The organism is Streptomyces flaveus, assembly GCF_014647675.1.
Taxonomy (GTDB): domain Bacteria; phylum Actinomycetota; class Actinomycetes; order Streptomycetales; family Streptomycetaceae; genus Streptomyces; species Streptomyces flaveus.
Genome location: NZ_BMPQ01000014.1, coordinates 51,971 through 61,958 on the forward strand (window position 1 = coordinate 51,971; position 9,988 = coordinate 61,958).

Consider the following 9,988-nt stretch of genomic DNA (forward strand, 5'->3'; position numbering starts at 1 on the left):
CCATGACCACGAGTGTGAGCACCCATGTCGAGGTCCGCGGGCTGACCCGGGCCTTCGACGACAAGACCGTCATCGACGGACTCGATCTCACCATCCGCCAGGGCGAGTTCGTCGCCCTGCTGGGACACAGCGGCTGCGGCAAGTCGACCCTGTTGAAGATCCTCGCCGGTCTGGACAGCGAGACCGAGGGCGAGGTGACCGTGCCCGAGCGCCGTTCGGTGGCCTTCCAGTCGCCGCGGCTCATGCCCTGGCTGCGGGTCTGGCGCAACGTAGTGCTCGGCCTGCCCGCCTCCTCCGACCGGGCGCTCGCCGAGCGCTATCTGGCCGAGGTCGGCATCGAGGAGTACGCGGGCAGCTGGCCCAAGACGCTCTCCGGCGGCCAGGCCCAGCGCGTCTCGCTGGCCCGCGCACTGGTACGCGAGCCCGAACTGCTGCTGCTCGACGAGCCGTTCGGCGCACTCGACGCCCTCACCCGCGGCAAGGCCCAGCGGCTGGTCGCCGACCTCTGGCAGCGGCACGGCTGCTCAGTGCTCCTGGTCACCCACGACGTGGAAGAAGCACTGCTGCTCGCCGACCGGGTCCTGGTGATGGACGACGGGCGGATCGCGTACGAGGCCGAAGTCGGCCTGGAGCGCCCGCGCAACCTCGGCTCCCCCGACTTCGTACGGCTGCGCGGCGAGCTGCTGCACCGGCTCGGCGTCCACGACGCCTCGGCCCAACTCGACGAGCCCACGGCCACAACCACGGCCACGGCATGAACCACAGGAATCCCATGAACCGCATGACCACCCGCACGCTGCGCACCCTCGGCGCCGCGTTCTCCCTCGCCGCCCTGCTCGCCACCACCGCCTGCGGCGGCAACAGCGAAGCCGCGTCCGACGGGAGCTCCTCGGGCGTGACCCTCACCATCGGCGACCAGGCCAAGAACCTGCAGACCCTGTTGAACGCCTCCGGCGCGCTCAAGGGGACGTCGTACGACGTGAAGTGGGCCGAGTTCGAGGGCGCCGCGCCGCTCTTCCAGGCCGTGCAGGCGGGGGCAGCGGACACCTCGTACGCCGCCGATCTGCCCACACTCCAGGCCCTGTCCGGCTCCGTGCCCGTCAAGGCGGTCGGCGCGCTGCGCAACGACGGCACGCACACCGGGATCGTGGTCCGCGAGGGCTCGTCGGTGAAGAGCGTCAAGGACCTCAAGGGCAAGAAGGTCGTGGTCTCCTCGGCCAAGGGGTCCATCGCCGAGTATCTGCTCGCGCATGTGCTGGAGCAGGCGGGGCTGAGCTACTCCGACGTCAAGGTGCAGTACCTGCTGCCGACCGATGCCCAGGCCGCGTTCACCTCCGGGAAGATCGAGGCCTGGGCCACGTTCGGGGTCTACAAGGCGGTTGCCGAGCAGCAGGGCGGCCGGCTTCTCGTCAACGGTGCCGACGGGCGCGTGAGCGGTTACGGGTTCATCGGCGCCTCCGAGAAGGCGCTGGCCGACAAGGGCAAGAAGGCCGCCGTCGCGGACTACCTGCGCCGCCTGGACAAGGCACTGGCCTGGTCGCGGAAGCACCCGGACGACTACGCCAAGGCCATCCAGCAGAACAACGGTGCTTCTCCCGAGGTGGCCAAGACGCTGGTCAGCCAGGCCAACAGCGAGCTGCTGCCGGTGAATTCGCAGGTCGTCGACGCCGTGCAGAAGGTCGGCGACACCATGCACGGCATCGGCGTGCTCACCCCGAATCCGACCGTCGCCGACCACGTCGACACCAGCCTCGTCAAGGAGTGACCCCGCCATGCCCGTCGAGTTCATCAGCGCCGTCCACCCCAACCCCGCCACCGAGGGCGACCCCACCGCGGGCTCCGGCATCGACGTCGACTACGCCCGCCGCTACGCCCGCGCCCTGGACGACGGCGGCTTCGACTACACCCTCGTCACCTACCACTCGGCCTCTCCCGACGCACTGCAGCTGGCGCAGTTCGTCGCCAACCACACCGAACGCATCAAGCCGGTCCTGGCACACCGCCCGGGTGTGATCTTCCCGACCCACGCCGCCCGCGCCCTGGCCACCCTGGACCGGATCAGCGAGGGCCGGCTGGCGGTGCACATCATCTCCGGCGGCAGTGACGAGGAGCAGCGCCGCGAGGGCGACTATCTGAGCAAGAGCGAGCGGTACGCGCGCTCGGACGAATACATCCGGATCCTGCGCAAGGTGTGGTCGGCCGACGGACCGGTCTCCCACGAGGGCCCGTACTACCGCTTCGAGGGCTTCCGCTCCGACGTCACCCCCTACCAGGACACCATCCCCATCTCCGTGGGCGGCTCCTCGGAGGACGCCTACCGGGTCGGCGGTCAGCTGGGCGACATCTTCGGGCTGTGGGGCGAACCTCTCAAGGAGACCGCCGAGCAGATCGCGGCCGTGAACGCCCATGCGGATGCCGCCGGGCGGCCCCACCCCCGTATCTGGGTGTCGTTCCGCCCGATCATCGCCCCCACCGACGAGCTGGCCTGGGAGAAGGCGCACCGCATCCTGGGTACGGTCAAGGCCAACCACGCCGAGCGCGCCAAGCAGCGCCACTACCCGGCGCTCGGCCAGGGCGCCCCGGCCAACGTCGGCTCGCAGCGCCTGCTGGCCGTCGCCGAGCGGGGCGAGGTGCACGACCGCTGCCTGTGGACCGCGCCGGCCACCGCCACCAACGCCGCCGGCGCCTCGACCGCGCTGGTCGGCTCGCCGGAGACGGTCGCCAAGGCGCTGCTCGACTACGTCGACATCGGCTGCGAACTGCTCTCCATCCGTGGGTACGACCCCCTCAACGACGCGATCGACTACGGCCGTTACGTCCTTCCGTTGGTCCGCCAGGAGCTGGCGCACCGCGCGGCCTCGGGAGCGGCCGCGTGAGCCGAACGGGGCGCGCGCTCGCCCTTGCCGCCGTGCTCCTGACGAGTGCGCTCACCGGCTGCGGCGGCTCGGCGGGCGCCGAGGACAGCGGCGGGGACGGCTCGGTCACGCTGCGGGTCGGCGCGACGGGCTGGCAGCGGGAGGAGGCCCTGCTCAAGTTCGCCCACCTGGACGACACCCCCTACAAGGTGCAGTGGAGCCTCTTCCAGGGCGGCGACAAGCAGCTGGAGGCGGTGCGGGCCGGGGCGCTGGACGTGGCGAGCTCCAGCGAGATCCCGCCGGTCTTCGCCGCCGCCGACGGCAGGCCCAACTTCAAGGTCGTCGCCGTGCAGCGTGGCAACACCCTGAACCAGGAGGTCGTGGCCCCCAAGGACTCGGGGATCACCTCGATCGCCCAGCTCAAGGGCAAGAAGGTCGGCTACGTCAAGAACACCACCGCCCACTACTTCCTCTACGAGCTGCTGAAGCAGGCCGGGCTCGGCTGGGACGACATCACCGCCGCCCCGCTGGAGCCGGACAAGGGCCTCGCCGCGCTCAACGGGGGCTCCGTCGACGCCTTCGCCGGATACGGCAACGCGATCATCGCCGCCCACCAGCGGGGAGCCCGCACCATCGGCTCCGCCAAGGACATCCTCTCCGGGAACTTCCTGTGGACGGCCTCCGACGACACCCTCCAGAGCCCGGCCCGCCGCAAGGCGCTCGCGGATCTGCTCACCCGTATCGACAAGGCGTACGCGTACGTCCGCGACGGGCACGAGAAGGAGTACGCGAAGGTCGTCGCCGCGGCGACCCATCAGCCGGTGGACGAGGCGCTGGAGGAGTTGGAGGAGGGCGAGGCACAGCGGAAGACCGAAGTGCGGTTGGTGAGCGCGCAGGCCACCGCCTCCCAGCAGAAGGTGGCCGACGCGTTCCGGGACCTCGGCGCCCTGAAGCAGCCGCTGAAGGTCTCCGCGTTCTGGACCGACCGCCTCAACTCCCCGCTGCGGAAGGCACTCTCCTCATGACGACCGGTCTCCTGCTCCGCGCACCGGATCTCACCACCCTCTCCCACGTCACCGGGCGACTCGCGGCCACCGCGGCCGAGTACGACCGCACGGGCGCCTTCCCGGCCGACGGGATCCGAGCCGCGCACGAGGCCGGGCTGCTCACCGCCACGGTCGACGAACGGTACGGCGGTCCCGGGCTCGGGGTCGCGGGCACCGCGCGGATCCTGCACGCGCTGGGCGAAGGCGACCCCTCGGTGGCGCTCATCGCGGCGATGAGTCTCACCGTCCACCACCGCCAGGCCGTACGGCCGCACTGGCCGGAGGAGTTGTACGGGCAGGTGCTGGCCGAAGCGGCTGGGCGCCCGGTGCTGCTCAACCACGTGCGGGTGGAGCCCGAGTTGGGCTCTCCCGCACGCGGCGGGCTGCCCGCGACGGTGGCCCGGCGCACGGCCACGGGTTGGTCTCTGTCCGGCCGCAAGCGTTTCGCGACCGGCGTGGAGGGCCTCGACTGGCTGCTGGTGTGGGCCACCACGGACGAACCCACGCCGCGGGTCGGCACGTTCGCCGTGCCCGGCACCACCCCCGGTATCGAGATCACCCACCGCTGGGACCATCTGGGGCTGCGCGCCAGCGGCAGCCACGACATAGCCCTGCACGAGGTCGAGATCCCGGCCGGGAACGTGGTCGACATCGCCGCACACGGCGTCGGCGCGGAGCAGGACAACCGCGCGGGCGCGGCGCTCCATCTCCCGCTCGCCGCCCTCTACTTGGGCGTGGCCCGCGCGGCCCAGCGGTACTTCCACCGGTTCGCCCACGAGCGGGTGCCGGCCAACCTCGGCCACCCCGTGGCCCGTACGGAACGCTTCCGGCGGACGACGGGAGAGATCGCCCTGCGGCTGGACGCGGCCGAACAGTTGGTGTTCGGCGGCGCCGAGCGGGTGGACGCGGCCGACGACACGTACGCCCCCGAACAGGCCCTGGGCGCCCGGGTCCTGGCCGACCGGCACGCCACCGAGGCGGTCGGGCTCGCCGTACGGCTGCTGGGCAATCCGGGCCTGAGTCGCGACAACCCCCTCGAACGCCACTTCCGCGACGTCCAGTGCGCCCCGGTGCACGCCCCGCAGGAGGACATCGCGCTGCTCGCCATCGGGGGACGGGCACTCGACGAGGCCGGAAGGGCGGACCTGTGACCCTCCAACTCGGGGCGGATGAAGCCCTGTTGCTGTTGACGGCCCTGCGCCGCGACCTGCCCGCCGCCGCGCTGAGCACCGGCGCCCGGGCCGCCCCGTACGCGACCGACCGTTCCGGCAGCCACCCGGACGGCGTGCCGCTCGCCGTCGTACACGCGGCGAACGCCGACCACGTACGGACGACTCTGCGGCACGCGCATGCCCTGCGGGTGCCGGTGGTACCGCGCGGGGCCGGGACCGGACTCTCCGGCGGGGCGAACGCCGGAGTGGGCACCGTCGTGCTCGACCTGTCACGGATGAACCGCATCCTCGACCTCGACCCGCACGACCAGATCGCCGTCGTCGAACCGGGCGTCATCACCGCCGAACTGGACCGCGCGGCGGGCGAGTTCGGGCTGCGGTACGCACCCGATCCGGCCAGCGCGGCGATCTCCACGGTGGGCGGGAACATCGCGACCAACGCGGGCGGGCTGCGTTGCGCCAAGTACGGGGTGACCCGGGACGCGGTGCTGGGTCTCGACGCGGTCCTCGCCGACGGGACGCCGATACGGACCGGCCGGCGCACCGTCAAAGGGGTCACCGGCTATGACCTGACGGCCCTGCTCACCGGCTCGGAGGGCACTCTGGGCGTGATCACCACCGCGACGGTACGACTGCGTCCGGTGCCGGAGGCGACCGCCACCGTTGCCGCCTACTTCGACACCTTCGCCGAGGGCGCCGAGGCCATGGCGGAGCTCACCGCCGCCCGCCTTGAGCCCTCCATGGCCGAGCTGCTGGACGGCCCGGTGCTCGGAGCCGTGGACGAGGCCCAGGGCACGGGCCTGCGTTCGCGCGGTGGTGCGTTGCTGCTCCTGCAGTGCGACGGGCGGTCTGCGGCGGCCGAGGCGGAGGCGGAGCTGGCGGTACGGCTGCTGCGGGACCGCGCGACGTCGGTCGAGACCACCTCCGACCCCGTGGAGGCGGAACGACTGCTCGCAGCTCGCAGGCTCGCTCTGCCCTCCCTGGAGCGGCTGGGCCGTGTGCTGATCGAGGACATCGCCGTCCCCAGATCCCAACTGGCCGCCGCCGTACGGGAGATCACGGCCATCGCCGAACGCCACGACGTACGGATCTTCACCTTCGCCCACGCCGCCGACGGCAACCTCCACCCCATCCTCGTCCTCGACCCCGCCTCGCCGGACATCTCGAATGCGGCCTGGCAGGCGGCGGGCGACATCTTCACCGCCGCGCTGCGCCTGGGCGGCACCCTCACCGGCGAGCACGGCGTGGGCACGCTCAAACGGCGCTGGCTCGCCGACGAACTCGGCCCCGAACAGCACGCGCTGCAGCAACGCATCAAGACGGCCTTCGATCCGCACCACATCCTCAACCCGGGCAAGGCCCTGTAACCGCCCTCTCCCTCCTTCGGAGCTCTCTCATGGCCACCGTCCTCTCCGTCTCCGGCAGCCCCTCCCCCACCTCCCGCACCGCCCGCCTCCTGCGCGACCTCGACGCCCGGCTGACGGCGCAGGGGCACGAGGTGGTCCCCCTGGACGTCCGCACCCTCCCGCCCGAGGCCCTGCTGCACGCCGACTTCGGCCACCCGGCGATCGTCGCGGCCACGGAACTCTTCGACCGGGCCGACGGCGTCGTCATCGGCACCCCGGTCTACAAGGCCGCGTACTCGGGGCTGCTCAAGTCGCTGCTCGACCTGCTCCCCCAGTACGCACTGACAGGCAAGACCGTGCTGCCGCTCGCGACCGGCGGCACCACCGCCCATGTCCTGGCCATCGATTACGCCCTGCGTCCGGTACTCGCATCCATGGGTCCCGCTCACATCACGCCGGGCTGGTTCGTACTCGACAAGCACATCGAGGTCCGCCACGACAACAGCGGCATCGTCGTGGAGCCGAGGACGAGGGAGGCGCTGGAGCAGGTCGTCGACCAGTTCTCCGCGGCACTCGGCGACCGTGAGCCACTTGGAGCGGTGGCGTGACCACCCCGCCCCTGGGGTGACCTTGCTGAGCAAACGGCCATACGAAGATCTGGCGGGCGGGGCGCCTGGAGCGGCGTGGTGGGGTGGAACGGCCTGCCCAGCGACCGGGATCGTCAGACGCAGCACGCCGACGTCGTAGGGGCTGCTCGTTCCTCGCCAGCCGCTCCATGTTGAGCTGAGACGGTGACCTCACCTGGTACGTGCCCCAGAGCCGGCCTCCCATCCGATCCTGCGGGGCGCTGTGGTCACGCCGGGCGGATGTTCTCCGCCTGCGGGCCCTTCTGGCCCTGCACGACGTCGAACTCGACCTTCTGCCCCTCCTGCAGCTCCCGGAAGCCCTGAGCGGCAATGTTGGAGTAGTGGGCGAAGACGTCGGGTCCGCCGCCCTCCTGCTCGATGAAGCCGAAACCCTTTTCGCTGTTGAACCACTTCACGGTGCCCTTGGCCATGGCCTGCTCCTTCGAGGAACCCGGGCTCGCACCCTGCAGGCCCGGGAGATGGCTGCCCTGGTCCGGAGAGGCGCTGAACAGCAAGAACGCCCATGATCGTGATCACGGGCGAACGGGACTTCGGAACCACGACTACTGGATATCGACGCTACACCGCGTGGCCGACAGCCGCTATCGACGCAGCTGTGGATGATGCCTCTTTCCCCGGCCAGAAGCGCGTGCGGAGGAACTGGTCCGGGCCTGCGGGCCGGGCACCGCGGGCCACCAGCCGGCCTGGCGACTGCGGCGCGGTCGGCGCAGGAGGAGGTCGAAGAGGGCATCCCGTATGACAAGCCCGTGGCGTCTTGGCAACGGACGCCGAGAGGGCCCGGTGGGTGTCGGCCAGGGATTCGTCCAGGCCCCGGGATCCTCGGCGCGGAGCCGTGTCAGGCCGTGGGCCGCATGTGCTCCTGTGCCCATGCCTCGAAGCTGGTGAGTGGGATGCCGAGGTCCCTCGCGTACTGCGGACGGGCCGGCTGGCCGGCCACGTTCAGCCACTCGTAAGAGGCGGCGTACGCCGGCATCCCGGCGGCGAGGGCCTCCTCCTCGGTCATGGACGGTGCGGACAACTGCGTGCCCAGCGCGCGGGAGAGGACCTCGGCGATCTCGGTCATCGACAGGTAGTCGCTCGCCAGCTCCAGCTCGACCCCGTCGAACCGCTCCGGCGCGGCGAGGGCCGCGGCGGCTGCCCTGCCGATGTCGTCCACCGCGACCAGGGACACCCGGGTCTCGGGGTTCAGGACGCTCACCAGGCCGCCTTCGATGCCGCGCGGGAACAGGAACGCCATGGACGGGAGGAAGTTCTCCATGAAGGTGGCCGGCTTGAGGAGCGTCCAGTGCGGGAAGCCGGCCGAGCGGAGCCGGTCCTGGATCGCACTCTTGGCGGTCATTGTGGGTTCCATCGCAGCCCAGCGGCCCTCGGCCCAGCCGGGAGTTTCGGTGTGCCGGCCGGCGCCGGAGACGGACGTGTGCACGAACTGCGGCACTCCGGCGGCCTTCGCGCCCTCGATGAGGTTGACGGCCTGGGTCACCTCCCCTTCGAAATCGAAGGTTTCCGCGGTCATGGCGGGCATCTGCACGGAGAAGACGGCGCGGACACCCTCGGCCGCCCGGACCACGGAATCGCGGTCGTGAAGGTCGCCGGGGACCAGTTCGGCGCCGAGTTCCTCGACGGCCTTCGCCCGGTCGGTGGCCGGGTCGCGCACCAGGGCGCGGACGGGAACGCCCGCCGCGCGCAGGGCGCGGGCGGTGGCGCCGCCCTGTTTGCCGGTGGCGCCGGTGACCAGGACGGGTGCGGAGTCTGTGGACATGCTGCTCCTCGGGTACGCGGAGAATAAACGGCGGGGTCCGCCGTTTCTGCTCCGGTACGATATGGCGGGCCCCGCCACTTAGCAAGCTCGGAGAGGACGCCATGCCGGACCGACAGCGCGCCGACGCCCGGCGCAACTACGCGCGGATCCTCGCCGTGGCCGAGGAGGAGGTCGCCGCCCAGGGCGCCGCCGCCTCCCTGGAACAGATCGCCCGCACCGCGGGGGTCGGCTCGGCGACCGTGCGCCGGCATTTCCCCACCCGACGCGCACTGTTGGAGGCGGTCTCCTGGAAGCGGATCGAGGCCCTGTGCGCCCGCGCCCACGACCTGGCCGGCAAGGGCGACAGCCGGGACGCGCTCCTTGAATGGCTGGGTGACGTCGTCGCCTACTGCGTCTGCGCCCGGGGGCTGGCGGCCGCGCTGGCCTACGACGGTGCCGGGGCCGTCCCGGTGCACGAGAACAGCTGCTCGGCGGCACTGGAAGAGGCGGCAGGCCCTCTGCTGCGGCGCGCCGAGCAGGATGGCGCGGTGGCGGCAGGCGTCACTGTCGCCGACCTGATCACGCTGGTCGTCGGCATTGTCCTGGCCACGGAGCACCACCCCGACCACGCCGCCCGGGCGGACCGGCTGTTCCGGCTGGCCGTGGCGGGACTGAGCCCGCGGAGCTGAACACAGCCGATGTCCCAACTGGGCATGGCTTTTGACAGTCGGGGTTGAGCGCTCCTCCGCGCCGGGTGACAGCCGGGGCCCGGCCGCGGTGCAATGGGGGCGGAGGCGCCATGGACGTGGACGCGGAACTCGCCAGGGGACGGGAGGCCTGCCGACGGCAGGCCTGGACGGAGGCGTACGACCTGCTCGGCGAGGTCGACGCGGTGCGCTCCCTCGATATCGGCGAGGTCGAACGGTTTGCCGAGGCCGCGGACATGCTGGGGCGCGGCGACGATGCGATCGTCCTGCTGCGCCGGGCCTTCACGACCCACGCCGAGGTTGGAGCCGTCGGACCGGCGCTGCGGTGCGCGTACTGGCTGTGCAAGGCGCCGGCCCGGGACGGCGAGTTCGCACAGTCGGGTGCCTGGCCGGCCCGGGCACGGCGGCTCGCGGCCACGGATCCTGGCTGCCGGGAGTGCGCCTACCTGCTGACGGTCGCCCGGCGACCGCCGCCCC

Annotated in this window: 10 protein-coding genes and 1 pseudogene; 9 read left to right on the forward strand and 2 right to left on the reverse strand. The window is 71.7% G+C overall.

The features are described 5' to 3' along the window. The first annotated feature begins 2 nt into the window (after positions 1-2). From IEZ21_RS25735 to ssuE, 7 genes are read left to right on the forward strand one after another with little or no spacing between them, the layout of a single operon-like run. A complete protein-coding gene (locus IEZ21_RS25735; RefSeq protein WP_189324256.1) occupies positions 3-758 on the forward strand; it encodes an ABC transporter ATP-binding protein in 756 nt (251 codons plus the stop codon). A 23-nt stretch (positions 759-781) separates the two neighbouring features. Further along, positions 782-1,765: an ABC transporter substrate-binding protein gene (locus IEZ21_RS25740; RefSeq protein ID WP_189324257.1), complete on the forward strand. Its 984-nt coding sequence runs from the start codon at positions 782-784 to the stop codon at positions 1,763-1,765. Positions 1,766-1,772: 7 nt separating this feature from the next. Continuing rightward, the gene (locus IEZ21_RS25745) at positions 1,773-2,876 is read left to right on the forward strand and encodes an LLM class flavin-dependent oxidoreductase (RefSeq protein ID WP_189324258.1); all 1,104 of its coding nucleotides are present in this window, start codon (positions 1,773-1,775) and stop codon (positions 2,874-2,876) included. Beyond that, positions 2,873-3,880: an ABC transporter substrate-binding protein gene (locus IEZ21_RS25750; RefSeq protein WP_189324259.1), complete on the forward strand. Its 1,008-nt coding sequence runs from the start codon at positions 2,873-2,875 to the stop codon at positions 3,878-3,880. Before IEZ21_RS25745 ends, IEZ21_RS25750 begins: the two co-directional genes overlap by 4 nt. Continuing rightward, positions 3,877-5,052, forward strand: a complete 1,176-nt coding sequence (locus IEZ21_RS25755) for an acyl-CoA dehydrogenase family protein (protein WP_189324260.1) — start codon at positions 3,877-3,879, stop codon at positions 5,050-5,052. Before IEZ21_RS25750 ends, IEZ21_RS25755 begins: the two co-directional genes overlap by 4 nt. Next, positions 5,049-6,440 (forward strand): FAD-binding oxidoreductase, encoded by a 1,392-nt coding sequence (locus tag IEZ21_RS25760; protein WP_189324261.1) that lies wholly within the window; start codon positions 5,049-5,051, stop codon positions 6,438-6,440. Before IEZ21_RS25755 ends, IEZ21_RS25760 begins: the two co-directional genes overlap by 4 nt. A 29-nt stretch (positions 6,441-6,469) precedes the next feature. Continuing rightward, positions 6,470-7,027 (forward strand): NADPH-dependent FMN reductase, encoded by a 558-nt coding sequence (gene ssuE / locus IEZ21_RS25765; protein WP_189324262.1) that lies wholly within the window; start codon positions 6,470-6,472, stop codon positions 7,025-7,027. Positions 7,028-7,272: 245 nt separating this feature from the next. Here ssuE and IEZ21_RS25770 read toward each other — a convergent pair whose 3' ends face one another. Further along, positions 7,273-7,476, reverse strand: coding sequence for a cold-shock protein (locus tag IEZ21_RS25770; RefSeq protein ID WP_033318262.1), 204 nt, complete (start codon positions 7,474-7,476; stop codon positions 7,273-7,275). A 425-nt stretch (positions 7,477-7,901) separates the two neighbouring features. Then, on the reverse strand, positions 7,902-8,825 hold the full coding sequence (locus tag IEZ21_RS25775; RefSeq protein ID WP_189324263.1) for an NmrA family NAD(P)-binding protein: 924 nt from the start codon (positions 8,823-8,825) through the stop codon (positions 7,902-7,904). A gap of 101 nt (positions 8,826-8,926) precedes the next feature. Here IEZ21_RS25775 and IEZ21_RS25780 point away from each other — a divergent pair, with 101 nt between their 5' ends. Beyond that, the gene (locus IEZ21_RS25780) at positions 8,927-9,493 is read left to right on the forward strand and encodes a TetR/AcrR family transcriptional regulator (protein WP_189324264.1); all 567 of its coding nucleotides are present in this window, start codon (positions 8,927-8,929) and stop codon (positions 9,491-9,493) included. Between the two features lie 110 nt (positions 9,494-9,603). Beyond that, a pseudogene (locus tag IEZ21_RS25785) lies at positions 9,604-9,988 on the forward strand (hypothetical protein); the annotation flags it as partial.

Coding starts and splice junctions, on each gene's coding strand:
- IEZ21_RS25735 (WP_189324256.1), top strand. CDS start 3: ATGACCACGAGTGTGAGCACCCATGTCGAGGTCCGCGGGCTGACCCGG.
- IEZ21_RS25740 (WP_189324257.1), top strand. CDS start 782: ATGACCACCCGCACGCTGCGCACCCTCGGCGCCGCGTTCTCCCTCGCC.
- IEZ21_RS25745 (WP_189324258.1), top strand. CDS start 1,773: ATGCCCGTCGAGTTCATCAGCGCCGTCCACCCCAACCCCGCCACCGAG.
- IEZ21_RS25755 (WP_189324260.1), top strand. CDS start 3,877: ATGACGACCGGTCTCCTGCTCCGCGCACCGGATCTCACCACCCTCTCC.
- ssuE (WP_189324262.1), top strand. CDS start 6,470: ATGGCCACCGTCCTCTCCGTCTCCGGCAGCCCCTCCCCCACCTCCCGC.
- IEZ21_RS25770 (WP_033318262.1), bottom strand. CDS start 7,476: ATGGCCAAGGGCACCGTGAAGTGGTTCAACAGCGAAAAGGGTTTCGGC.
- IEZ21_RS25775 (WP_189324263.1), bottom strand. CDS start 8,825: ATGTCCACAGACTCCGCACCCGTCCTGGTCACCGGCGCCACCGGCAAA.
- IEZ21_RS25780 (WP_189324264.1), top strand. CDS start 8,927: ATGCCGGACCGACAGCGCGCCGACGCCCGGCGCAACTACGCGCGGATC.